Source organism: Bacillus cereus group sp. MS39, from assembly GCF_040448665.1.
GTDB lineage: Bacteria > Bacillota > Bacilli > Bacillales > Bacillaceae_G > Bacillus_A > Bacillus_A wiedmannii.
In genome coordinates this window covers 1,895,217-1,919,360 of the sequence record NZ_CP123058.1, presented here as the reverse complement: position 1 = coordinate 1,919,360, position 24,144 = coordinate 1,895,217, and the positions used below count along the sequence as shown (strand labels likewise).

Genomic DNA, 24,144 nt, shown 5'->3' with positions numbered 1-24,144 from the left:
TACTGATGTCAAACACCATTTTAAATGTAAAAGAGCTTCAAAAAGTATATACAGGAGAAATTTCCTATCAGGCATTGAAAGGTATTGATTTTAATTTAAACATGAATGAGTTTGTTGCGGTAATGGGGCCTTCTGGTAGTGGAAAAACAACTTTTCTTAACTGCATTTCAACAATCGATAGCCCAACTAATGGCTCAGTAACAATTAATTCAAAAAATCCTTATGAATTAAATGATAATGAACTAGCGAAGTTTCGTCGCAAAGAATTAGGGTTTGTCTTTCAAGACTTTAACCTTGTTCATACCTTAACAGTAGAGGAAAATATTTTATTACCTTTGGTACTTGATTCTGTAGAAGCTAAGGAAATGAGCAAACGTTTAGAGAAAGTTGCAATTTTTTTAGGTATTAAAGAAATTTTAAAGAAACGTACATTTGAAATTTCAGGTGGACAGAAACAGCGTGTGGCAATTGCTCGAGCTGTTATTCATGAACCAGGGTTATTATTAGCTGATGAACCAACTGGAAACCTAGATTCTAAAGCGGTAAATGATGTTATGACATTGTTTGAGTCAATTAACAAGACCTTTAACACAGCTATTTTAATGGTGACACATGATGCCTATGTTGCTAGTTTTGCACATCGCGTAATCTTTATAAAAGACGGTATTCTTTATAATGAGGTGCATCGAGGCAATAATAAACAGAAGTTTTATCAAGAAATTATGGACACACTTACATTTTTAGGTGGTGGACAGCATGAGTTTTAATCATATTGTCCTTCAAAACATTTTGCGCGATAAATGGACATATATTTCTTATTTTTTAAGCAGTGTATTTTCCATTTTGATATTTTTCTTATTTTCGATTGTAGCATTTCATCCTATGTTAGCAAGCATTCAAACAGGAAGCACACTTAGCCTTGTAATGATACTCACGAGCTTTATTGTGTATATTTTTTCATTCGTTTTCATCATTTATTCGATGTTTTCATTTTTGAAAAAGAAAACCAAAAGTCTTGGCATTTTTATGATTACTGGAGCATCTATGAAGCAAGTGCGTAGGATGGTGTTCAGAGAAAATATGCTTATTGCTAGTGTAGCAATTATAAAAGCGATTGTGCTTGGGCTTGTAATCGCCCCGTTGTTTTTAATGGTCACCAAAAGGGTGTTACAAGTGAATAGCTTTGGTATGTATATACCAATACAGGCTATCGCATTAACTATTATTTTATTTGCAATTTTATTCTGTATCGTTTCTAAATTTATAACACGTTTTATTAACAAAGAAGAAGCTGTACATCTGTTAAAAGCAGATGTAACACAGGAAAAATTAATTGTGCCTGCACCATGGAAGTTGTTACTATCAGTAATTACCAGCGTATTCTTAGCACTATCGCTCATATTAGAAATGAATTGGGTTGAATCATCTGGAACCATCCATTACATTTTACTATTTGTTAGTTCGCTATTAGCCATATATTTTATTATCACGCAGGGAATGTTTGTATCAATTCATGTATTACAAAAACGACCGTCGTATTACAAAAAAACAAATATGCTTTACGTTTCGAACATAAAGGCCAAAGGTCGCTCACATTCCCAACTTATCTATTTATTAACAGTCTTGTTGCTAGGTGTATTTTTATGTACAAATGTACTGTACAGTTCCTATTACAATATAAATACGAGAGCAGAATCAATAGATCCGTACAGCTTTGAATATATCTCACTCTCAGGTAATACACCTGAAGTTGAAAAGAAAGATATTTCATTTATTGAAAATGCATTAGCAAAACAAGGTGAATACGATGCATATTATTCTGCATTTAAAACAGATAAAAATCATAATATTGGCTTTATGTCAGTTTCAAATTATAATGCCCTTGGTTTTCATAAGACAATTTCACTAAAGGATGATGAATACTATGTTGCAGCAGGAAATAACTATGCTCTTCCAAATATAGAATTTATTCGTGACTACCCGTTTGGAAAACTTAAATATGCGGGCCTTGAGAAACGAAATATTTTAACTTCAGGTTTCCAAAAAATGTACTATATCGTCCCAGATGTTGTTTATGAAACTATTGACTATCCTGTATTTAAAGTATTTACTTATGAAATTGATAATTGGACAGAAAAACTCGACTTATCCGAAACGATTCTTTCCAAAATTTCAACAATACCAAATGAGCGCCTAATTTCTTCTAAAATTAATTTTTACGAGATTGAAAAAACTACAGTGAGTCTTCTATTCTTTATCGGTTTCATGTTGAGCCTTATCTTCTTGAGCGCGGCAATGAGTATTCTTTATTTCTATCTGCAAACGTCATTTGAAGAAGAAAAAGAAAAATATACAGGAATCCGAAAACTTGGCTTTTCTGTGAAAGAATTAGTTGCTGTTGTGACTAAGGAGTTGGCAACTTTAATTTTTGTACCGTTTACACTTGCATCTATTCTTCTATGTGGAATAATGCTTGCAATGCGTAACCATTTTTCATCAGCACTTTATGGAGTCACAGCAATAGGCGTAGGAATATTTTTATTGCTATTTGTTATAAGCTTTTTCATCATTCGACGAAGTTATTTGAAAAAACTTATGAATTAACAATGCATGTTTTTAATAATATAGGTGCTTGATCTAAAAATAACATAGAAATTATACCTGAAATTATACTTTTCAAGGGGTTCTTTTCATGAAAAAGAACCCCTTGGATAAATAAGAGATGCTCTTACTATAGAAACTTTATATAAGTATATCGTTGATGTAAGAAACAATATAGTTTTCCTAGAGGACTAATAGTATTTGAGTAATATATAAATTGGAGGTTTTATATTTTATGAAGTTAAATGCTTTTCAATTAAAGATTTTTGCAATGATTCTTATGGTCATTGATCATGTATATACTTACATTCCAGGTATGCCAATGTGGATGCATCATCCAGGGCGTATTGTAGCACCCATTTTCTTCTATTTTGTAGTGGAAGGATTTTTCTATACACGAAATCGTACAAAGTATGCTACACGTGTATTTATGTGGGCAGCGATTATGTTTGCTGGTTCAGCGATTATTCAATATATCTTCCCGACAGAGGCTGGATTATTAAATAATATTTTCTTATCACTTGGGCTTGGGATAGTATTATTATGTGCCATTGATTATACGAAACGTACAAAAAACTATTTACTCGGAATCCCAACTGCAATTATTGTGGGTACATTAGGAATGTTTACAGAAGCAAGTTTCATGGGCGTCATCATGACATTAATCTTCTATTTCTTTAGAGAAAAGAAAATGTGGTTAATTATCACATATGTATTACTTTCATTAATGGAAGTCCCAACGTTACTTATGGCGGGAGAGATTTTCACAGACATGGGTTTATTTGGTTTTAACAACCAATGGATGATGGTATTCGCATTACCATTCTTCTTTTTATACAACGGCGAACGTGGTGTGAATAATGCATTTACAAAATATATGTTTTATATTTTCTATCCGGTCCACTTATGGATTATCTATACAATTGGATATTTTATGAGTAAATAAAGATAAAAATAATAAATTTATAAGTTTCTAAATGAAGTTGTAGGGAATGAACCTTACAGAAAGTTTTTATTGGATTCAAATTTTTCTTAGAGTACAAAATTCGCATTTTGTTGGTACTACTTCATCACTATCAAGCTAACAAAACTAAATTTCCTTAATATGAAAAAATACGCTATTCTTTCTGTAGAATCATAGGAAAGGATGGCGTTTTTTAAATTTTATAGATACTTTGTGGTAGCCTCAAGTAGGAGGATTTAGCACAGGCAAACAATAATATCTTTTGTTTAGAAAGGAGAATGTTTTTTGAAATACACAATTAATGATTGATGGTTTTATTTCTAGGCCATCCTTACCAAAAATATTGTTCATCAATATAAAAACAGATGAAGATACTGTGGATAAAGTTTTTAATCAAATAGGGGTTGATAGTAATAAACTTAAGGGATTATTTATTGCACATACATATTATGATCATGCGTTTGATTTAGTTTATATAGCTAAACGAACTGGAACACATGTATATGGTTCAGAATCAGCAATTAACATAGGTATTGGTGGTAATATAAATACGAACCAGATGTCTGTATATGAAGTAAATAAGACTATGAAGTTTGGTGATTTTACTGTTACTGTCCTTCCATCGAAACATTCACCAACCTTTGATGAAGGAGAAAAAATAAAAAAAGACACTTAAACAACCTGCTAAAGCACTAGATTATCATGAAGACTCTTCTTATGATTACTTGATTACACATAATAATAAAACTTTCCTTGTTAAACCAAGTGCTAACTATATAGAAGGAGCATTAGATGATATTCGAGCTGATGTCTTGTTTTTAGGAATAGGGGTATTAGGAAAGCAGGAAAGTACTTTCCAAAATACGTATTACGAGCAATCTGTACGAAAAGTACAACCGAAGCTTGTTATTCCAATACATTGGGACGATTTCAACAAACCATTGACAGATACTCTTGAAGCAATGCCTAAATATGCGGACAATACCCAAAATGGATTAGATTTTATAATTCAAAGGACAAAAGCAGATAAAATTGATTTTCAAATACTTCAAGGTTTTAAAAGTATTTACTTCTAAAAAAGGGATCCACCACACCTCTATCAAGTTAAGAAACATAAAAAACGATAATAATGAACTTCCGCGCTAAAAAAGCCACAAAATTTTCGTTTAGGGGGCAATCTGTTCTGTTAGCTTGATGGGGATGCGGCAGGACCCCTTATATGGAATCTTGTATAATGTCGTACTGAATTTAAGTATGCCTAAATGGACTGCACATATGGTAGCTACGATACTTTCCCTTGGTATTGCCTATCAAACTTTTATAAATTTCATTTAAATTTTTTTATTATGCGTAACAAAAAGGTCGCCACTCACGGCGACCTTTTTACTATTTCACTTCTACCGTATAATTCCCTGTTCCCCCGCCATACTGATACACATGTAAATAATATTTTCCTGGATACGTGTAGTAACTTCCTACTAACTTATTTCCTTCTTGCTGGGCATACGTAACATAATTATTTAAATCCGCTTCTGAATAAAGAACCCAGTTTACTCCGATATTATTTTCCTTCGTTACATTAATTTGTAGGTTTTTCGCCGTTTCGATATTAATTTCAAAGTAATCACTCGTATCACCATTTCCTAAACTAGCACGTAAAACTTGATTTAATTGCAGTTTATTTGCTGTTTGGAATGAATTATTCGGCTCTTTTTCTACACTGTTATCTTCTTTCTTTTGAACCGTTACATTCGTTGTAACAGTATTCGTTAATCCTTTGTCGTCTGTTACTGTCAATTTTGCCGTGTACGTTCCTTCTGTTGTATACACGTGAGTTGGATTTTGTTCATTGCTTACAGTACCATCACCAAACTCCCATTTATAAGCAACAATTTTTCCATCTTCATCTTTTGATCCATCGCTTTTAAACGATATTGCTGCATTTACATTTCCGCTATATGGACCATTTATAATCGCAACTGGTGCTTTATTCACAGCACCTTCTTCTGTATTCATACCATGGAACACAATATCATATTCAAATTGCCCTGATGCATTCACACGATAATTCACAAAGTAAGCTGTTACTGTTTTGTAGCCTGTCCATTCTTTTGCACTTAAACGTTTTAACGTATCATTTACGTTTTGTGTAATTGTTTTCCAGTCTTCATATTCCCCTTTTGCAGTAGTACCTGTATACGTTCCTTGCAGTGTAAATGTATTAAAGAACTGTGATTTATTTTTCTTAACTGATACATTACTTAATTTTGCTTCTGCTGTAATTTCTGCCGCAATATCTGAAACTGGTTTTGGTACGTGAGTTGCTAAATAATCATCTGATACTAATGGAACATTAAATTTCTCACGGTTATCGACTAACATTTGCATATAATCTTGATACTCTTTATTTAAATTCGCATCTTTACTTAAAGTAGAACGGTATGCATCATATGCTGTTACATCATTTTTTCTAATAAGATCATGAACTTTGTCAAACATATCATATCTCTTATTGTACATATACGATTGTAAAGCGAAGGAATAATTATAGAAATCCCACGTTCCATACTTTGCATTTAACGTTCGCTCTGCCGTATAACGTTCTGCTGGATTTGAAGATATTCCTCCTATAATGCTCTTTCTCGGTACAACATTATCCGTTCTCGTTGCCCCCGCAAAAAACTCCGCATTCCCTTCTTCAAACCAAGATAATCTCTCATTCTCATACATCTTACCTTGTCCCCAAAGCCCTGGTACTTCATATCTACCTTGTAAGTAATGAGTAAACTCATGTCGGAACAATTCTTCTAAACTATAAATACTTTCTTCTGGCGTACGTTCATAAGTAAAGAACGTACCTGTTCCTTCTATATAAAGGCCACCGTTATTCGTTTCATATCCGTACAATTGACGATTAAATTGATATTCAGCTGGACTATTATAAATAACCATCGTTAATACATCATCAGGATTTCCTTTTTCTAAAGGTTGATCACTTTCAACTGTACGATGGAATTGTGCCTTTACTTCTTTTGCCGCCCAATATAGACGTTTTACTTTTTCTTCTGTCACTTTATCTCCAGCCTTTAAAACAATTGCCCCATCATCAAACGTATACGTTTTCGGCAAATACTTTTTCTTCCCGTCTTCTCGTATTTGATCTAAATTAACAACATTTCCATTTGCATCTTTCCCGCCATAATTCGTCGCGATTTGCTCAGCCGCTACGAAATATTGCTCTCCTAAATACGGATACATTTTCATCGCGTCTGTTACAACTTGCAATCCTTTCGTTCCTGTACTATGGAACGTACCAAGTCTACCTGTATAATAAATACCATTATTAATTAACCAACCATTCTTCTCTGTCACCGTTCCAATTAAAGCAAAACGACTTAATTCATTAATATAGCTATCAATTTTTTGGTACCATACTGTATCTTTCGGTGCTTTTCTCGTATCGTACAAATACGATTGAATGTCGTAATCAACACCTTGCATAATATCGTAAATCGCATTTCCAGCTGAAAGATTGTCTACCAATGTAGAAAAATTATCGTTATATTGTTTAAAAATCTTTGCAGCTGATGTTATCGTTTCCACATCACTCGAAGCATTTCCTATTAATTTTCCGTATGATGATACAACTCTATTTTGTTCTAACGTACCGAGTTTGAAATTCGGGTTATTCGCAATCGTTTTTAATGCAGGTAAGCATTTATCATGATAGCTCCGCTCATTTAGTTTACTTAATTCTGTATGATAAAATCCTAAATAAAACCCTGAACGTAATACTTCTACTAAAGTCTCAATCCCTTTGGAGTCATCTTTCGTATAAACTTGTCCTTGCTGCTTCAATTTATCAATAATTGCCTGCATCCTACTATCATTTTGATAGAATGCAAGACTATCCTTATTAAATTGAAATAGACCCGTAATTTGCTCCCAATCAATTGTTACAAGTAAATCTACTAACTGCTGATTGCTTAATTGATTTAGTTCAGCAATTGTATAAGTTTTCGCTGCAGCTAATTGCTTACTTTCTTTTTTTACTTCAGGTGGTCTTTGCGACAAATCAGCAAATTGTAGCCTTTTCTCAAAAGACTTATTTTCAAGCACTTTTGATGAATGAGCTAATTCTTGCACTGGCAGTTGCACACCAACTGGTTCCATTTTTAGCACATTCCGATAAGAAACTTGCTCTCCCTTTTTACTTTCTGCCAATGTGCTCCCTTGAAAACTCCCTAACATTAAACTAGCAAAACTTACCCCTACTAACACTTTTTTTGAATAGCCTTTCATGCTCTCCCCTACCTTACATTTTTTAGTGTCCCGCACCATTATTTTACTATTCTTACTTTTTATTCTGTATTGAGAAAAAATAAGGGAACGTTCACACATGTATCCATGCCTAGCAAAATTAACACTTGACTTTATGTGAATTTTATATCAAAAAAAGATAGATAATAGCGAAATGTCTGCTATATCTACCCTCGTTTTCAACGCTATGATTTTAACTTTATAAACGTAACTTCCGGTAATGTTTGCATATGCTGAATAAATTCATTCTTTTCTTCTGACGATATATTTTTCAGCTGCATTCCTACCTTATATACTATTTCTGCGCCTTGCTGTGAAGTCTCCACTTCATATGAAAGTATTGGAATGTCTTTCATATGAAGTATTTCTAATATTTGCTGTACCGCCTCATGTTTATTTATACACATTTGCACTGTTATATTTTGCGGAAATAAAAATTGCACCTTAAAAATACGGCTCACAATCTCTAAACCAATTAAAACTAGAATCGTCGCTCCAATGCCTACTACATACATGCCAGCGCCAATTGCTAATCCAATTCCTGCTGTAGCCCATAAACCAGCCGCTGTCGTTAACCCTTTCACCGCCTGTTTTTGAATAATAATTGTACCTGCACCTAAAAAACCTACTCCACTAACCACTTGCGCTGCAATACGGCTCGGATCAAGAGCCGTATGTTCTTCATTCATAATATCTGAAAAGGCATATTTTGAAACGACCATTATTAAAGCACTCCCTACCGCTACGAGGAAATGAGTCTTTAATCCCGCCTCTTTTGATCGAATTTCCCTTTCAATACCGATTATTGCTCCTAACAAACCCGCAACACCGATTCGTATAATCAAATCAAAATTTACACTCACGAGCCCTTCCCCCTTTCATTCATTATAGATAGATAAAACAAAAATTATCACACACATCCATTTATCGATATAAAAACATTTTATTAAAATATACTTAATATCCTAGGTGATTTATGTTAATATTTTCAATATTAACATAAATAGAATTCAGCCCACTTTTTATACGAAAAACCATAAACTTTACTTTCCATTTAAAAACGGGATATGGATTGCATAAAATGAGGTTGAGAAAGTTTAGAAAACGCTTTCATTTTGTATCGTAATTTTTTATAAATACTACATAAATAAAGGAGCTTACTAACAATGAACGTCTCTTTACTTACACCTACTACCGATTTACAAGAAGAATACTTAGATTTTTATAAAGAATGGAAAGATAGCGGTGAAACAATGATTCCATGGGTTATCTCAAAAGACCCCTCTAATTTCACGGCAATGATTCAAGAACTTCACGATGCGCATAACGGAATAAACCTCCCTGAATCTTGGGTACCAGACTCTACGTATTGGCTCGTTACAGATGAAAATAAAATTGTAGGAGCTGTTAATATACGTCATAGTTTAACCGAGCATTTATTTAACGCTGGAGGTCATATCGGTTATGGCATTCGCCCTTCTGAAAGAAGAAAAGGTTATGCTACGAAGTTATTAGAATTATCGCTAGAAAAAACGAAGGAATTAAACATCGAGAAAGTACTTGTCGTTTGTGACGAAGTGAATACAGGATCAGAAAAAACAATTTTACATAACGGCGGGCTTCGTGATGATGATTTCATCGAGGAAGATGGAAATGTAGTAAGAAGATTTTGGATTAAGCTATGAAAAAGTCATCCGATAAAAATAATCTTGTTATAGAGAAATATAGTAGAAGTAATGAGCTAAAAGTAAAACAACTTATTGATTTATACAATGAAGACTCTTATCTATTTAATTTATTACGAGATAATAAAACAAAATGTGCATATGTTGCCTACTATAAAAAAGATGTAGTAGGCACCTTTCTCACCTGGAATAATAACTTCCATCCATACTGCACATACTTTCGAATATATACGAACCCTTTCTATTCAGTGCTACACATAGAACAAATTTTTTTAACCGAGATTCTAAAACGAGAAAACTTCAAATTACCATTACAAACCTCTATATGGGAAACATCGGCTCATTTAAAAGCCTATTATGAAGAACATAATTTTACGGAAATCCGAAGAACATATATGCCGATATTAGACGTACGAAAAATCATAGCTATCGATACAATGCGTCATTCAAATTATCATGTACAAACCTTATCAAACATCGAGTCTAATAATAGCTTCTTTGAAAATCTAGCTCACTTAGTAAAAACGAATTATGAGGATACTCACTTAGCAAATCCCGTTGCCTCATACCCACTCGAAACTTGGAAAGAACAGATCTTAACTGATGATGTGTTACTAGATGGGAGCTTTGTAATGATAGATGAAGAAAATAAAATTATTGCGTACTCTTTCCTCCATACATCAGAAAGAGATAATACGGTAGAACTAGGATGGTGTGGGACTCACACTACAGAAAATTTATCCTTACTGAAACTTCTCGTTTTCAAACAATCTATGTATGCAAGTGAACATGGTTATTCTTTCATTCAAGGTGAATTCGATTCAACGAGTATATATGCAATGGAGATATTAAAATCCTTTCCTTTCAATCCTTGTGCTACTTGGATTACGTATCAAAAAGAAGTCGGAAAGTGATTATACACCTTCCGACTTCTTTTATGCTGTCTCTATTTCAAACTGCACTGTAATACCACTAGGATCTACTACTGTAAATCCGTTTGTACTTTCGTTTACTTTATGTTGTTTTTCTATTAATCTTTCTTTCACTTCATCTAACGCTTCTTTATGCGGTAATACAATTGTATATACCTTAAGTCCAGTTGCATACGCTGGTGGATGTGGATTATTTACTCCGTTCCACGTATTTGCACCTATATGGTGATGATATCCTCCTGCAGAAATGAATAAGCAGTCATCTTCACGCTGTTGCACTTCAAATCCTACTGTCTCTACATAAAACTCGTGTGACTTCTCTACATCCGCTATTCGTAAATGTACGTGCCCAACGACAGTATTAGCAGGCAATCCATCAACCTCATAATCAACGAGCGTTGCCAGTTCTTTTAAATCTAGCGGCGTACTTCCTCCTGGTCCTTCTCCCCATTGATCACGCGGGCGGTCTGCATAAATTTCTATACCATTCCCCTCTAAATCTTGTAAATAAAACGCTTCGCTATATGTATGATCACTTGCACTATTAAACCTTGAGATCGGTAAAATTTCATTTGAATATGTATAACGTCCTTCTTGCTCATCCGGACTATCAATTACATTCTTATTACGAATCACCCCAAATAATGCCGAAGCAAAAGCCTCACGAGTTGGAACTAAAAAAGCTACATGATATATACCAGTCGTACGCGGCTCTTGCAATACCCCGTCCTCTAATTTTTCAAGAACAAGTAACGTGTTCTTTCCACCTTTTCCTGATAAATATGCTTTATTCTCCTCACGCTGAATTACTTTTAAGCCTACTACATTCTCATAAAAAGCAATTTGGCGCTCTAAATTTTGCACTTTAAATTCAACATGACCAATACGTGTTTTCGGATGAATTTGTACCATGAATAACTCCATCTCCTTATCCTTATATATTTCCAATACATATAACCGTTACTATGAAGGATACAACTAAAATCACCCTATGTAAATAAGAAAAGTCAGAATTTATAATCTTTTTTATTTCCATAATAAAAAAGCCCCCTCTTCTAACTTTCAGAAAAGGTGACTTTACGAAACAGTCTACTATTATTCTTATCTCATTTTATGTACTTCAGCAACTAACTTTCCACCTTGAATGCCCATATAAAGTTTCACAGGTGCATCATTCGTGTTTTCAAACACTAAGTCTAAGTATGGATACGCAATTGTAGCATCTCTTCCTTGTGGAACATAACCTACCGTTTTAGAATGTGTCGTTCTCTCTACCATTTTCAAACCAGCTTGATCTGCTGCATTGTATAATGTTGATGATGTTTGACAAACACCACCGCCGTATCCATCTACTAATTTACCATCTACAATTTCTTTTCCTAGTTGATATCCTTTATCTGGCGTTGTATCACCAATTAATGCATTGAAAGAGAAACTGTCTCCTTTTGCTAATACAACTCCATTTATGCCCGCTGCTGACAAGCGAATATTCTCAATACGGCCACCTGCTGAGCCACCTAAATTCGTTTCATATCTACCAATTACCGTACCACTTCCTTGCGCATCACTTAATGTTGCGATAGGCTTTTTCTCAACAATAGGTAATTGATATGAAGAGTCCCACATACCAACGTTTAATAATTTATCTACTAATTCTTTTTCCATTAACTCATAAGCAGGTTTTCCTTCTTGCCAACTTCCATCAGGTGCTACGCGTGAAGGAACCATCTTTTTATCAACGCTTTTCCCAACCTCACTAGCAACCTTCGTTACCGATTTTTTAAATTTTGCTTCATCTTCAAAATAACCTAGACTCGATAAATCTAGTTTTTTCACTTCCGTACCAGTACGACCATCTACTAAACTAATAGAATCCTGCACCTCTGCTTTAGCCTCTACCGTGTGGCCACCAATGTCACTTACTAATGCAACATCACTTACTTTTGCACCACAACCACTCACTATAGCTACACATAACACCCCAACTAATATACCCTTTACTTTACGGAACAATATACTCTCCCCTTTTTCCCAATATTACTTTTATGTATTATTTCATTTTTATGTATGTTTTGTTACAATCATTTTACAATATATTTATAAAATGTTACAAGTTATTTTTCACTCTATATAAATTACTCTTTTCTTTTCTAAATGTCTATACATATTTACATAAAAGTTGGAGTTCGATAGAATTGTAACCTTTATGTAACCTCACCTTTTTATCCAGTATATACCATAAAACGAAAGAAATACAAATGTAAAACTCCATATTCTTATTTATAAAGAAACACCTTGTGAACATAAATAGGTATTTGCCGTGCCACACTCCGCTTTCACACATACATTATGGTGAATTAACCTATTTTAAAGAAATGGAGGATATTTTTATGTACCCCTACAATCCATACGATCCATATAACCAAAATGGTTATCAACCTCAATATGATTTACAAGCACAATACCAACAATATATAGATCCAACAGAACAAGTTAATCCATATGATCAAAATCGACAATTCCAACTGCCAATCTCTTTTCCTGGTACTGGAAACCGTCAACTAGAAAGACGAGTAAATGAGCTTGAACAAAGAGTACGTCAATTAGAAAACACGGTTGAGCGTCATACACGTAGATTAAACCGCTTAAACCAGCGTTTACGTACAATAGAAAACAGACTAAACATTCCATTTTCAGCATTAGAAGACGGATTTTAATTTCGAAAGTAAAAAATATATAAAGGAAGGGGCTCCCCCTTCCTTTATATAAATTGACGAAAGTTTTTTCCATCTCTATACTGATAAGAGTTAATGAAATGAAACAAGGTGATAAATATGGATTTTGAAATAAATTATCTTTCCTTTTATGTTGTACAAGTAGAAGGAAAAGGTGAAGCTGTTGATAAACGCTACAAACATTTTCAAACGTTAGACGCTGAAGAGTATGAAGATAGCTCCTTAAAAGAATTTTTGAATGGTGAATTATTAAAAATTTCAAAGCGAAAAGTAGAACGTCATGCGAAAACAGAACAAGCTCCGACAAAGATTGGTCGCTTCATTGTAGAAGAAGGGCACGAACTTGATTCAAACCCTCATTACAACCTCTTTAATCGCATTCGCTTTGCGGAAACAAAAGAAAACTTCAAAGATATGAGTGAACCTCTCGTTTATACATATCTGGACACAAGTGCTGTACGCGGTGGTGTATTTTTAATTGCGCAAGCAAAACTACGCAAATACTTTGATGATCCATTCGTTTTCGTTATGAAATGTGACTTCGAACCGAAAGTCGCTTCTATTTCAGATGAATCCACACTGATTCGTAACGTTGAAATGGCCATCACAACAAAAAATATGAAATCTATCCAATATCCGTACATGCCTGAAGAAGGTATGGTCGAAGTAGGCGAACTAAAAATTCACCAAGCATCACACGCCCGCTACTTTGAAGACTTCTTAAAATTCGTCGAGTACGAACGCTCTATGCCTGAAATTATGAAAACACAAGTAATGGACATGGTATATGACCAAATTGAAGATGTATTTGAAGAAGGTACGGAAGAACGCGAACAATTCGACCAAGCAATGGAAGTATGGGCTGCCAGTCCGAAACGCGAAATTATGGAACAATTTTCAACTGAAGAAGTAATGGAGGCTACCGCTCAAATCGTCGAGCATGCTCCTGAAGTGGAATTAAAGTTAAAAGCAGATCATATCTCTGTGAAGGCCCTGCTTGCTGATTTCGGGGATCAAATACATATCGCAAAAGTAAATGACCGATACGTACTAATGATCGAAGCTGATACACTTACGTTTGAGAAAGGCTTCTCTCCGATTGAATTTCTGAAGCCAGATGAATTGCAAGATGTGATTGAGCGGATTGAGAATAAGCAGCAGTATTCTTATGATCCGAACGGGATTGAATAAATCCTTCCATATATCTATTTTTACTGAGCGCTTTTAATAAGCGCTCTTTTATTTTGAACTTAGTTGACCTTTATATTAAAAACCGATTCTTAGTAGAATCGGTTTTTCTGCTTTATAACAAAATATGTTTATTTTTAATCCAAGATAACAATTGTTGCAGAATCCAGTAGATTCCTTCCTTGTTGTACAAGCGTATTTCCATTAGAGTAGTCACTATGTATGTTGGTAAAATGAAAATTTCACTTCACTACCTCAAATTTATTGTACTCGTAAAAAGATAATTGAAAACGATATTCTGGATGCTCTCTTACCCAATCATAGGCTTCTTCTAAAATATCCATTTTGTTTTGCAAGTCATTAAGTTCACTACATTCGTCCCTTTTCTGTTTGCACAGAGGGCAGAATCCATTCACTATTTCGGCACTCGTCGCCCTAATAGTTTTACTTTCTAAGTCAACTACTAGACGAAGAATAAGAGAATGCTCAGCTTTTGTAGTCACCGTCATTTCAGCAAGCCCATCCTCATTCCAAAAGACACCGTTTAATTCCATCTGTACGGTGACGTCTTTAATATCCAAGTCTATCACTATCACACCTCCCTTGTATAAAACTCATATTTACTCTTCGATTTTAATCTTTAATACACCACGCTTTAAAGATATATTAAGCTTTTTCCAATTCTTCTTCTTTGCTATGAAAGGAAGTGTAATTACTGCTAATAGCGTGGTAAATATTATCCCAAAAACTAAAACTGTTACAATGTTAAAGATTGCTTCCATTTAACTCTACCCTCTTTCATTTCTATGGGCTCTAGTTTTATGAATGTATTTAAAAATTCTTACCCCACCTTAATTTTCAAAGCAATTATAATGGCCCAATCACAACAAATCAATTCCTATTTAATATGAATACTTTATTCATCCATCAATACAATGACGTTAAATTTATGTAGCTAGAAATAGAGGAGAATGTCATTTAACCTCTACATTCTCCTCCATCTCAGCCAAATACCTAATCTGTCTTTCCGCTTTTCTAACCGCCGTACGAAAATGCTTTTTCAAAAGTTCTACTGTAGCTTCACTTATATAATATCTTTCTGTTATACTTTCCCACGTGTCACTACTTTCAAATGCACTCCAAACGAAAGGACGCTCTGTATTTTTTCTCATTTCTTTAAATACCCATTTTCGCATCTTTTTTTTCGCTTTTTCTGTTAGTTTTCCGTTCTCTACAAGTTCAAGCTCACCATGTCTTTTGTACCGTTTATGAATGTCTCTCTCGCTATATACTTTAAGAAGTATATTCGCTGTATTCTCAGCATCCGCTAAAGCTCGGTGCTGCTTTCCTTCCCACGTTAAACCGAGCTGTTCTACTGCAAATTGTAAACTTGGTGTATGCTCAAATAACTCTTCATACGCTTGGAAAACAAACTTCTGCAAATCAAATTTGCTCTCTTTTTCCATACATGGGCATTCTACACCGTGTAACGTACAATCATGAGATAGAAAACGATAATCTTCTCTTCCCCATGAAACAAATACAGAGTCTTCTCCGATAAATTGAATAAATTTCTCTATAATTTGCGGGAATTTCTCCACACCAATTAAATCTTTCTTTGTAATTCCTGTTAATTTTGTCGTATGACGAGTGAGTCGTGCACTCGGCTTTACTAACTCCGAAAATTCTCCAATTACCTTCATTGTACTTGCTTCTATTTTTACAGCTCCGATATCAACTATCTCTGACGGATCTTCTGATTTATACGGCCTGAAATTTCTCTCTATATCGAACACAATAAAATGTGTAGCGTTTTCCAATTTATTTACCTCTTTCTAAATTCCTTTTCACACACATACTCTATTTTCAGTATTTATTTATTCATGCACTTTATGCATGAAATACTTCGTCTAATAAACGAAAATTTAATCTCATTATTATATGTACATAGGAGGTTATTCAATAAAAATGCAAAAAAAAGAAGGGCAAGCCCTTCTTTTTTCCATAATTACTTCTTGTTAACGTTTGTAGCTTGAGGTCCACGGTTACCTTGTTCTACTTCGAAAGTAACTTCTTGACCTTCTTCTAATGATTTGAAGCCGTCGCCTTGGATAGCTGAGAAATGAACGAATACGTCTTCTCCGCCTTCAACTTCGATGAAACCGAAACCTTTTTCTGCGTTAAACCATTTTACTTTACCGTTTTGCATTTAAAAAATCCTCCTACAATGTACCTATATGTACATATTCATTTTCAACCACTTTACAATAATACTTCAAAAATTAAAAAACTGCAACCCCAGAGGAGATTTAACATTGCTATCCTCCTCGGAAGTTACAGCTCATTTAAATCTCTATATTATTAAAAGTAAAATGGTTTAAAGTAACTATATCATATCAATATAATAAAAGTAAAGTTTTTTTTGCTATATAATTTTTTTCTTCCATTGCATCGCTTTTGATTCACCTGATCCAGCTACAACATAACCCTCTTTTTGGTTAACAATGCGCCAGCCATGCCCTTTAACTGAGTCACATACTGTAACAAGTCCTTCTTCTAGAAGTACACGACAAACCGTACTAATCCCCGCCTTATTTTGCGTTGACGTTGTATATAGCACATGTTGATCTACACTCAAGGCTAAATAGCTACTTGCTTTCTGCTCACTTTGACATGTGTGCCAATATGTTTTTTCACTCTCAATACTTTCATCTATTTTACAAAAAGAAATATTCCCGCTAATCCCCTTGCACGATCCACTCGCTGCTACTATATAAGAATTGTGTACAGTCAACGCTGAGATCATCTGATTCATCACGATTTTAATCCTCTTTAATTTACGTGTCTCCAAATTAAAGAGCCAAACACCACCATATTTAGCATGTATTTTCGTACCAATAAATAAGTAATGTTTATATAAAAATAACGATCGAATAGATGGTGCCCCGCCACCATACTCAAGAAATGGATGAATGGTTTCCCATGTCGAACCAAAATCATTAGAACGATACAACGTTTTATCTCCATGAGCAATGACTGTTCCTTGTACATTACTACACACATTCCAACTCGTTGCTTTTGTTGGAAAACGCTGAACCGTCCAGTTCTCCCCACCATTCATACTACGAATAAAAATCCCTTCGTCACCTACACCATACACTACATTATCTTCGCTATGTAAATCCCTAATTCGTTTTTGAAAACCATTTAATATTTGTTTCCATTCTCCGTCTCGTTCAATAAATAAGCCATTATATGTAGTAGCTAACATAAGTTTTCCATCTCTTAACTTTGTAATAGCGGTCGCACTTAACATTGTCTCCACGTTGACACTCCCATTCTTAGAACTTCTCAGCAAATGCAATTGCAAAATTACTGCATTTTTCAACATCCTCTTCATCTTCTGGAGCTAGTTCGATTTTCAATCCTTCTTGTACAAGCTCTGCACCGCGTTCTACAAGTCTTTCTTCAAATATCGTTACCGCTTCACAAAATAGTTCATACGCCGTATCACCTGATCCGAATACCGCTACTTTCTTCCCTGATAAATCTATATTTTCTAAGTCCTCATGGAAATCTTCCGCCTCAAACGGTAATTCACCATCGCCCCACGTATAAGATCCTAAAATGATTCCATCATAGGCTAATAATTCTTCAACATCCATGCCTTCCATTTCTTGCAATACTACTTCATGATCAAAAGCATCTAAACTAACTTTTATTAAATCAGCAATACTCTCTGTATTTCCTGACATACTTGCATAGGCTATTAAAATTTTTGCCACTTCGGCATCCCCCTCTTACAATAAATGATTCTCATTCTCATTATATTAATAATGAGAATCAATTTCAATTATATTTTTCATTTTTATTTATTCCATATAAAAAAGCACAGATGACTATACAATCACCTGTGCTTTTTTATTACTTTTTAAAAATACCAAACGGCTTTCCAACTGGTAATACAACTTTACCGAAGTGTGTATTTAACACTGCTGCTGCTGAACCATAGAAAGATAATAATGAAATACATAGTTCAGAATACGCTGCTAAATTATGCATTGCATGCGGCATAACACCTAAAGTACTTAATGAAAGACCAATAAATAAGAAATCAATAAGGACGAAAATCATAAATAATACTTTATGTGTTTCCATTGCACCAATTGTCATAAAGATTGTGAAAATCAAATATCCAATAAAGGCTACACCCAGCTGTTTTGAATCTGCAGCTTGTGCTAATTTTTCGCCAAATACTCCAAGTTGAATTAACCAAGTCATTCCAACACCTAACCAAAATAGGCCGTAGGCACCGAATGCTGTTGTACCGAACGTATTGTTATGCTTTGCATCGTGAATGCACGCAAAGATTTGTGCAAATCCTCCTAAAAAGATTGCCCACGGTAATACAAGTGAAACGCCATCTGTTAAGCCTAACTTTTGAGATGATGCTACAAGTGTTACCATCGCTAATCCAAATAGACCAATTCCAGATGGATCTGCTGTTGTCATTTTCACATGATGTGTAGTAGTTTGATTGCTCATATAAACCTCCTGATTATAAACATACTCGAATACAATACTTAAATCAGAAGACTATGTCAATGGGTTTTTTTGTATGTTGTCAGACCTTACTTTTTATAATGATTACATATACTTCCGACCACTTCATACGGTTTTATACTCACTTTTTCCAACTCGTGTATCGGTAACCATAACGGAATATAACTCCCTCTATCTTTCAGTTTGAATTCTTCAGCTTTACCACTTCCGAAAACTCCATCTATAATATGGGCATTAAAATAATACTCCGTACCTTTATACTCCACCTTTGCAATCAGATGCTCCACTTTTATATGTACCCCTAATTCTTCATAAATTTCTCGCTTTGTTGCTTCTTCAGCTGTTTCTCCTTCTTCAATTCCTCCGCCTGGAAAAACATAATATGTTTCCCCTTCTCGAATACGTTTTATAAGAGCAATTTTCCCTTCCTGCACAATGATAGCCCCGCCGCGATTTCTTATCATTTTATTACCTCAATACGAATCGCAACTGTTCCCCACTTTTTTTCTTGTTCTTTCGTATATATTTTGTATGTACTTTCTAGCATTTCCTCTAAACTATCATTTTCACAATCCAATAATTTGTGATCAATTTGTTCGTACATTGCTTTAAAGCTTGCGTATCGTTTTATTTCCGTTACTTTTACAGTCATCGTTGCTGCTGTCGTAAGGTTCGTAAATACAATATTATCGCCTTGTTTTATAAGTTGACGTTTTGTATCGTATAAACGTACTTCATATACTTTTTTTCCTAATTGAATTGATTGAAAAGGTTTATTATATAATCCCATTTTGTATATCATTCATTCCACTCCTTTTTTATGTATTACGCCTACTACTATTTTTGTGCATTACCAATTCATACAACACAGTTCGACTTATTCCAAGTTGCATATAATGTTCCATATCCATTACTTGCTTTAGAGAGGATGCTAAATTTGTTATGTTATTTTTAAATCAAAAACCTGAATATAATAAATATGATATTGGTGATTATACTTATAGTAAAGTAGGTCCAACCATTTTTTCTTGGAATGATGAAACAAAATTAAAAATAGGTAAGTTTTGTTCATTAGGAGAAGAAGTCGTTTTTATACTTGGCGGTGAACATCGCGCAGACTGGATAACGACATACCCATTTAATGCATTTTTTAATGAAGGAGCACATATTACTGGTCATCCTTCTTCAAAAGGTGACATCGTAGTCGGCAACGATGTATGGATTGGTTATCAATCCTGCATTTTATCTGGTGTTACAATTGGTAACGGAGCCATTATTGGGGCAAAGAGTGTTGTTACAAAAGACGTACCTCCATATGCAATTGTAGCTGGTAATCCTGCAAAATTTGTTCGATATCGTTTCCCGCAAGAAACGATTGACAAGCTAGAAAATCTCGCATGGTGGGATTGGGATATTTCTGTTATAAAAGGAGCCATTCCATTTCTACTTTCCAACAAAATCAACGAGTTTTTTACCTCACCCGAAAATGAATCTATGTGATTAATACAAAAAGAGCATCTTATTCTGAACTGCACCTCCAATTGTTAGACACAGTCTAACAATTGGAGGTGCAGTTTTTCTATGGCTAAATTTACAGCTGATGAAAAAATACAAATCGTTCTACGGTATTTGAACGGAAATGAAAGTTATCGAAAAATGGGTAGAGCGATCGGTATAAGTAACACAATTATTTTGAATTGGGTAAACCAGTATAAACAGAATGGTGTGGAAGCTTTTCTAAAACGTTGTACAAATTACACACAACAATTTAAACTAGACGTACTAAACTTTATGATTGAAAACGGTATGTCCTTATTTGAGACGGCAGCTATTTTTAACATTCCTGCCCCTTCAACGATTTCTGTTTGGAAAAATCACGAGACCAGACAAAGCGCAAGTAGTCTATGAATTAAGGCATAAATATTCGGTGAAGGCACTCGTGGAGCTAGCTAATATTCCACGAAGCACGTATTATAATTTAGTAAAGAAAATGAATCGTCCAGATGTAGATGCCGATTTGAAAGCTGAGATGAAAGCGATTTATGAGGAAAATGAAGGTCGTTATGGTTACCGTCGCATTCGTGATGAATTAACGAATCGTGGTCAGAAAGTGAATCACAAAAAGGTTCAACGCATTATGAAAGAGCTTGGATTAAAGTGTGTTGTGCATATGAAGAAATATAAATCCTATAAAGGAAAAGTCGGTAGAATTGCACCTAATATTTTAGAGCGTAATTTTTATACAGATGCACCGAATCAAAAATAGGTAACGGACATCACAGAGTTTACATTGTTTGGAGAGAAACTGTATGTATCACCTGTATTAGACTTGTATAATGGTGAAATTATTACCTATACAATTGGTTCTAGACCGACGTATTCACTTGTTTCAAAGATGTTAGAGAATGCATTAGAACATTTGCCTGAAAATCACCAACTACTGATGGATTCTGATCAAGAATGACATTATCAAATGAGACAATACGTCCGTACACTTGAATCAAGAGCTATTGTACAGAGCATGTCTCGAAAAGGTAACTGTTACGACAACGCAGTAATAGAGAATTTCTTCAGAATTATGAAGGCGGAGTTCCTCTACATAAAAGAATTTGAAAGTGTAGAGCATTTTAAAATAGAATTAGAAATATATATAGATTATTATAATACAAAACGGATTAAGGCAGCTTGATAAAATAACCGTGTCTAACTTTTAGGGGTCACTTCATCACTATAAATAGGAGTGCTCGTTTTTATTTTCGTCTATTCCTTTTCGGGCCAAATTTTCGCGTTTGGTTCTAATAACCACTTGTGTTCTTCTTCCATGATACGATCATTCCATGGGTTAATTTGGATTTCTTTTTCATTTCCTATTGTCATCCTTTTTTATAATTTTCGTATGGTCAAACAATCCACTTGCTGACAATCCGATAATCATTCCTTGAAATATATTCATTTTGATATCTTGAGACAAAAATAAAACACCCAGTATAATGCCAAGCGTCAAATTAAATATCGGAATATATTTTGTTTGCAATCCATTTGTTTTAGCAATTTGCGATAACCCTATAACAGCCCCAATCATTGCCGTAATTTCAATCATTACATACCGCCACCTTTCAAGAGGAAGGTCAGAGCTGCTCCAATTATTCCACCAATAATAAGGCGTAATATCCATGTTGTATTTGCACTAATCTTATCTAATTGCTTATTAATATTAATAATGTCTTTTTCATTACCTGCTGTCCTCATTTCTAGACCTCTAATCTCTAATCGTATATCTTTAATATCTTGTCTTATTTCCTGAACATCACCTTTCATCTCTTGCAAACCATCCATTATTTCCACCTCTCTCCTACTTCGTATTTAATTAAAAATTAAAAATCTTAATATGCATATATTTGTCTTTTTATCTCATTATTTAATCCCTTCTGGTTTAACGTCCACCTCAATTTGTCCCTCAATACTATCCTCGGTAACTACTTTTGTAGGAACCTCTGTTGCTGGGTTTCCCGTTTTTACAATGGAAACAGTAATTGGACTTCCTCTAAACAGCTCCACGTTGACGTTAAAATTGCTAGCGGTAATAATCCCAGCATTCACTAAATTATCCACAACGTCATCAATTTCCATAAATTGATTGTCATCACTTGGCATGATTTGATTTAGAATTTGGTTCTGAAATTGATTTTCCTCTGGATGTGTATTTGTCATATCTTCCTCTCCCGTTTTAATTTTGTTTATTGATTTTCTAACAATCTCATTTAGTACGTAAATTTTGCTATGTAGTTTGAAAAATAATATCTTAATTTAATTAAAGGAGTAATATTTACTCTCCGACTCGAAAGAATATTCAGATATTTAATGAGTGCAGTATTTAACAGAAAAACTACCAATTCGGATCACTTACGTCGTAACCTAATATCAAAAATATGTTTCTAGTAAACATATACTATTTCTAAAACACAACGTAGATTGTATACACTTAGTTCAGCTACACTAAAAACAAACGATTTGTGAATTTAAATCTTCTAATTATAAATTTTAATCCCTGTCTATTAGACAGGGATTAGCAGAATAAGAATCAGGCTTTTTATTTAATTAAATACTCCATTATTCGCACATCGTTGTAGAATGTGCACTAAAATTTCCTCTGTCACTTTTCCATGTGGATGTGAGTTCTCATCAATAATTCCTCTTTCTAATCCCCATTTCCATGCATCTCTCGCCCATTCTAATGGCTCTCCATTTTGGTAGCTCACATTAGAGGCGATTGACACTGTACTTCTAGTATCTGAGAATACTTTGTTATTGTATATACGTTGCAGCATGTGTACCAGGATTTCTTCCGTCACTTCTCCATGTGGATGAGAATTTCCATCTACAATTCCTTTTTCTAGTCCCCATTTCCATGCATCTCTCGCCCATTCCGATGGTTGCCCATTTCTATAACTTGTATCAATAGAAACCGATACTACGCTTCCAGTACCTAAGAATACTTTGTTATTGTATACACGCTGTAACATGTGTACTAAAATTTCTTCTAAAACTGTTCCATGCGGATGAGAATTTCCATCTATAATTCCTTTTTCTAATCCCCATTTCCATGCATCTTTTGCCCAATCTGATGGCTCTTTATTTTCAGAAGGATCAGGTCCTTTTCCTAAATGGTCTAATGGGTTCACAGCATTACTCTTATTAATATTCCAGCCGCCTTTATGCAGTTCAAAATGTAAGTGTTGGCCACTAGAATCCCCAGTGTTCCCCATAACTCCAATAGTTTGTCCTTGGGTAACATAATCTCCTACGTTCACCGTTCGAGAACCACTACGCATATGAGCGTATACAGTCTCCCATGTAACTCCATCAATAGTATGCACGATCATAATACATTCACCGTAACTAGATGAAAAATACGAGCGACTAACTTTTCCATTAGCCGCTGCATAAATCGGATGATACCCTGCTTCAGCAAGGTCTATCCCATGGTGATTTGGTCTGCTGCCTCTAAAACCACTTGTTACTCTCGTTGTATCTGTTGGATAAATAAACTTTGCCATACTAATCTTCCTTTCTTTTTTGCACAGTATAATCAAGGTACTTAAATGAGTACCTTCGTTTACTTTTTTATTTGACAAGAATCTTTATAATATGAAAAT

25 protein-coding genes and 3 pseudogenes are annotated in these 24,144 nt (G+C 34.4%); 10 read left to right on the top strand and 18 right to left on the bottom strand.

The features are described from left to right. The first annotated feature begins 5 nt into the window (after nt 1-5). From QEP67_RS09970 to QEP67_RS09955, 4 genes and pseudogenes are all read left to right on the top strand, one after another. A complete protein-coding gene (locus tag QEP67_RS09970) occupies nt 6-767 on the top strand; it encodes an ABC transporter ATP-binding protein (RefSeq protein ID WP_000072383.1) in 762 nt (253 codons plus the stop codon). After that, complete coding sequence (locus QEP67_RS09965; RefSeq protein WP_000009437.1) at nt 757-2,604, top strand: FtsX-like permease family protein; 1,848 nt, start codon at nt 757-759, stop codon at nt 2,602-2,604. Before QEP67_RS09970 ends, QEP67_RS09965 begins: the two co-directional genes overlap by 11 nt. A gap of 232 nt (nt 2,605-2,836) precedes the next feature. Continuing rightward, the gene (locus QEP67_RS09960) at nt 2,837-3,547 is read left to right on the top strand and encodes a TraX family protein (protein ID WP_048565930.1); all 711 of its coding nucleotides are present in this window, start codon (nt 2,837-2,839) and stop codon (nt 3,545-3,547) included. A 307-nt stretch (nt 3,548-3,854) separates the two neighbouring features. Then, nucleotides 3,855-4,641 (top strand): annotated as a pseudogene (locus QEP67_RS09955) (MBL fold metallo-hydrolase); the annotation flags it as partial. A 310-nt stretch (nt 4,642-4,951) separates the two neighbouring features. Here the strand turns inward: QEP67_RS09955 and colA are convergent. Together colA and QEP67_RS09945 are read right to left on the bottom strand one after the other, a co-directional pair. After that, entirely contained in the window at nt 4,952-7,867 is a 2,916-nt protein-coding gene (colA, locus tag QEP67_RS09950; protein ID WP_000679574.1) for a collagenase ColA, read from the bottom strand. Between the two features lie 203 nt (nt 7,868-8,070). Beyond that, nucleotides 8,071-8,748 (bottom strand): MgtC/SapB family protein, encoded by a 678-nt coding sequence (locus QEP67_RS09945; protein ID WP_000115593.1) that lies wholly within the window; start codon nt 8,746-8,748, stop codon nt 8,071-8,073. A gap of 303 nt (nt 8,749-9,051) precedes the next feature. Here QEP67_RS09945 and QEP67_RS09940 point away from each other — a divergent pair, with 303 nt between their 5' ends. Both QEP67_RS09940 and QEP67_RS09935 read left to right on the top strand, forming a co-directional pair. After that, a complete protein-coding gene (locus QEP67_RS09940) occupies nt 9,052-9,570 on the top strand; it encodes a GNAT family N-acetyltransferase (RefSeq protein WP_001103112.1) in 519 nt (172 codons plus the stop codon). Further along, nucleotides 9,567-10,484, top strand: coding sequence for a hypothetical protein (locus QEP67_RS09935; protein ID WP_000749722.1), 918 nt, complete (start codon nt 9,567-9,569; stop codon nt 10,482-10,484). Before QEP67_RS09940 ends, QEP67_RS09935 begins: the two co-directional genes overlap by 4 nt. Nucleotides 10,485-10,505: 21 nt before the next feature. Here QEP67_RS09935 and QEP67_RS09930 read toward each other — a convergent pair whose 3' ends face one another. Next, nucleotides 10,506-11,414, bottom strand: coding sequence for a VOC family protein (locus QEP67_RS09930; RefSeq protein ID WP_000249892.1), 909 nt, complete (start codon nt 11,412-11,414; stop codon nt 10,506-10,508). A 189-nt stretch (nt 11,415-11,603) separates the two neighbouring features. Next, on the bottom strand, nt 11,604-12,515 hold the full coding sequence (locus QEP67_RS09925; protein WP_000488975.1) for a VanW family protein: 912 nt from the start codon (nt 12,513-12,515) through the stop codon (nt 11,604-11,606). Between the two features lie 362 nt (nt 12,516-12,877). On the opposite strand from QEP67_RS09925, the gene QEP67_RS09920 reads away from it, so the two are divergent. Continuing rightward, nucleotides 12,878-13,219 carry a hypothetical protein gene (locus QEP67_RS09920; RefSeq protein ID WP_306426526.1) on the top strand — a complete coding sequence of 114 codons (342 nt, stop codon included), beginning with the start codon at nt 12,878-12,880 and terminating at the stop codon, nt 13,217-13,219. A 117-nt stretch (nt 13,220-13,336) separates the two neighbouring features. Continuing rightward, nucleotides 13,337-14,428, top strand: a complete 1,092-nt coding sequence (locus QEP67_RS09915; RefSeq protein ID WP_000345047.1) for a DUF3900 domain-containing protein — start codon at nt 13,337-13,339, stop codon at nt 14,426-14,428. 239 nt (nt 14,429-14,667) lie between these two features. Here QEP67_RS09915 and QEP67_RS09910 read toward each other — a convergent pair whose 3' ends face one another. From QEP67_RS09910 to QEP67_RS09870, 9 genes are all read right to left on the bottom strand, one after another. Next, complete coding sequence (locus tag QEP67_RS09910) at nt 14,668-15,015, bottom strand: hypothetical protein (RefSeq protein WP_000566109.1); 348 nt, start codon at nt 15,013-15,015, stop codon at nt 14,668-14,670. 30 nt (nt 15,016-15,045) lie between these two features. Next, nucleotides 15,046-15,207: a hypothetical protein gene (locus QEP67_RS09905; RefSeq protein ID WP_000387289.1), complete on the bottom strand. Its 162-nt coding sequence runs from the start codon at nt 15,205-15,207 to the stop codon at nt 15,046-15,048. Nucleotides 15,208-15,399: 192 nt separating this feature from the next. Then, complete coding sequence (locus QEP67_RS09900; RefSeq protein WP_000426515.1) at nt 15,400-16,245, bottom strand: exonuclease; 846 nt, start codon at nt 16,243-16,245, stop codon at nt 15,400-15,402. A 188-nt stretch (nt 16,246-16,433) separates the two neighbouring features. Further along, nucleotides 16,434-16,634: a cold shock-like protein CspB gene (gene cspB / locus QEP67_RS09895; protein WP_001179147.1), complete on the bottom strand. Its 201-nt coding sequence runs from the start codon at nt 16,632-16,634 to the stop codon at nt 16,434-16,436. Nucleotides 16,635-16,850: 216 nt separating this feature from the next. Beyond that, nucleotides 16,851-17,750 carry a hypothetical protein gene (locus tag QEP67_RS09890; protein WP_000449522.1) on the bottom strand — a complete coding sequence of 300 codons (900 nt, stop codon included), beginning with the start codon at nt 17,748-17,750 and terminating at the stop codon, nt 16,851-16,853. 16 nt (nt 17,751-17,766) lie between these two features. Further along, nucleotides 17,767-18,210, bottom strand: a complete 444-nt coding sequence (locus QEP67_RS09885) for a flavodoxin (protein ID WP_001062770.1) — start codon at nt 18,208-18,210, stop codon at nt 17,767-17,769. 139 nt (nt 18,211-18,349) lie between these two features. Beyond that, the gene (locus tag QEP67_RS09880; RefSeq protein ID WP_000070936.1) at nt 18,350-18,970 is read right to left on the bottom strand and encodes a GPR1/FUN34/YaaH family transporter; all 621 of its coding nucleotides are present in this window, start codon (nt 18,968-18,970) and stop codon (nt 18,350-18,352) included. A gap of 86 nt (nt 18,971-19,056) precedes the next feature. Beyond that, the gene (locus QEP67_RS09875; RefSeq protein WP_000620841.1) at nt 19,057-19,452 is read right to left on the bottom strand and encodes an NUDIX domain-containing protein; all 396 of its coding nucleotides are present in this window, start codon (nt 19,450-19,452) and stop codon (nt 19,057-19,059) included. Continuing rightward, the gene (locus QEP67_RS09870) at nt 19,449-19,790 is read right to left on the bottom strand and encodes an ASCH domain-containing protein (RefSeq protein WP_000639514.1); all 342 of its coding nucleotides are present in this window, start codon (nt 19,788-19,790) and stop codon (nt 19,449-19,451) included. The genes QEP67_RS09875 and QEP67_RS09870 overlap by 4 nt, the downstream gene beginning before the upstream one ends. 140 nt (nt 19,791-19,930) lie before the next feature. Between QEP67_RS09870 and QEP67_RS09865 the strand changes: the two genes are divergently transcribed. After that, nucleotides 19,931-20,488, top strand: coding sequence for a CatB-related O-acetyltransferase (locus QEP67_RS09865; RefSeq protein WP_000898179.1), 558 nt, complete (start codon nt 19,931-19,933; stop codon nt 20,486-20,488). 81 nt (nt 20,489-20,569) lie between these two features. Next, nucleotides 20,570-21,677, top strand: a pseudogene (locus tag QEP67_RS09860) (IS3 family transposase). Between the two features lie 71 nt (nt 21,678-21,748). Here QEP67_RS09860 and QEP67_RS09855 read toward each other — a convergent pair. From QEP67_RS09855 to QEP67_RS09835, 5 genes and pseudogenes are all read right to left on the bottom strand, one after another. Further along, a pseudogene (locus QEP67_RS09855) lies at nt 21,749-21,838 on the bottom strand (5-deoxyglucuronate isomerase); the annotation flags it as partial. 10 nt (nt 21,839-21,848) lie between these two features. Further along, on the bottom strand, nt 21,849-22,088 hold the full coding sequence (locus QEP67_RS09850) for a hypothetical protein (protein WP_000570181.1): 240 nt from the start codon (nt 22,086-22,088) through the stop codon (nt 21,849-21,851). After that, entirely contained in the window at nt 22,088-22,324 is a 237-nt protein-coding gene (locus QEP67_RS09845; protein WP_000348873.1) for a hemolysin XhlA family protein, read from the bottom strand. The genes QEP67_RS09850 and QEP67_RS09845 overlap by 1 nt, the downstream gene beginning before the upstream one ends. 78 nt (nt 22,325-22,402) lie before the next feature. Continuing rightward, on the bottom strand, nt 22,403-22,699 hold the full coding sequence (locus QEP67_RS09840) for a hypothetical protein (protein WP_000185567.1): 297 nt from the start codon (nt 22,697-22,699) through the stop codon (nt 22,403-22,405). 383 nt (nt 22,700-23,082) lie between these two features. After that, nucleotides 23,083-24,045: a M23 family metallopeptidase gene (locus tag QEP67_RS09835; protein WP_001051383.1), complete on the bottom strand. Its 963-nt coding sequence runs from the start codon at nt 24,043-24,045 to the stop codon at nt 23,083-23,085. Between the last annotated feature and the right edge of the window lie 99 nt (nt 24,046-24,144).

Bases quoted from the DNA above. Each gene is read 5' to 3' on its own strand.
- cspB (WP_001179147.1), bottom strand. From the start codon at position 16,634: ATGCAAAACGGTAAAGTAAAATGGTTTAACGCAGAAAAAGGTTTCGGT.
- QEP67_RS09935 (WP_000749722.1), top strand. From the start codon at position 9,567: ATGAAAAAGTCATCCGATAAAAATAATCTTGTTATAGAGAAATATAGT.
- QEP67_RS09880 (WP_000070936.1), bottom strand. From the start codon at position 18,970: ATGAGCAATCAAACTACTACACATCATGTGAAAATGACAACAGCAGAT.
- QEP67_RS09870 (WP_000639514.1), bottom strand. From the start codon at position 19,790: ATGATATACAAAATGGGATTATATAATAAACCTTTTCAATCAATTCAA.
- QEP67_RS09970 (WP_000072383.1), top strand. From the start codon at position 6: ATGTCAAACACCATTTTAAATGTAAAAGAGCTTCAAAAAGTATATACA.
- QEP67_RS09875 (WP_000620841.1), bottom strand. From the start codon at position 19,452: ATGATAAGAAATCGCGGCGGGGCTATCATTGTGCAGGAAGGGAAAATT.
- colA (WP_000679574.1), bottom strand. From the start codon at position 7,867: ATGAAAGGCTATTCAAAAAAAGTGTTAGTAGGGGTAAGTTTTGCTAGT.
- QEP67_RS09865 (WP_000898179.1), top strand. From the start codon at position 19,931: ATGTTATTTTTAAATCAAAAACCTGAATATAATAAATATGATATTGGT.
- QEP67_RS09840 (WP_000185567.1), bottom strand. From the start codon at position 22,699: ATGACAAATACACATCCAGAGGAAAATCAATTTCAGAACCAAATTCTA.
- QEP67_RS09960 (WP_048565930.1), top strand. From the start codon at position 2,837: ATGAAGTTAAATGCTTTTCAATTAAAGATTTTTGCAATGATTCTTATG.
- QEP67_RS09850 (WP_000570181.1), bottom strand. From the start codon at position 22,088: ATGATTGAAATTACGGCAATGATTGGGGCTGTTATAGGGTTATCGCAA.
- QEP67_RS09920 (WP_306426526.1), top strand. From the start codon at position 12,878: ATGGAGGATATTTTTATGTACCCCTACAATCCATACGATCCATATAAC.
- QEP67_RS09915 (WP_000345047.1), top strand. From the start codon at position 13,337: ATGGATTTTGAAATAAATTATCTTTCCTTTTATGTTGTACAAGTAGAA.
- QEP67_RS09845 (WP_000348873.1), bottom strand. From the start codon at position 22,324: ATGGATGGTTTGCAAGAGATGAAAGGTGATGTTCAGGAAATAAGACAA.
- QEP67_RS09835 (WP_001051383.1), bottom strand. From the start codon at position 24,045: ATGGCAAAGTTTATTTATCCAACAGATACAACGAGAGTAACAAGTGGT.
- QEP67_RS09905 (WP_000387289.1), bottom strand. From the start codon at position 15,207: ATGGAAGCAATCTTTAACATTGTAACAGTTTTAGTTTTTGGGATAATA.
- QEP67_RS09940 (WP_001103112.1), top strand. From the start codon at position 9,052: ATGAACGTCTCTTTACTTACACCTACTACCGATTTACAAGAAGAATAC.
- QEP67_RS09930 (WP_000249892.1), bottom strand. From the start codon at position 11,414: ATGGTACAAATTCATCCGAAAACACGTATTGGTCATGTTGAATTTAAA.
- QEP67_RS09965 (WP_000009437.1), top strand. From the start codon at position 757: ATGAGTTTTAATCATATTGTCCTTCAAAACATTTTGCGCGATAAATGG.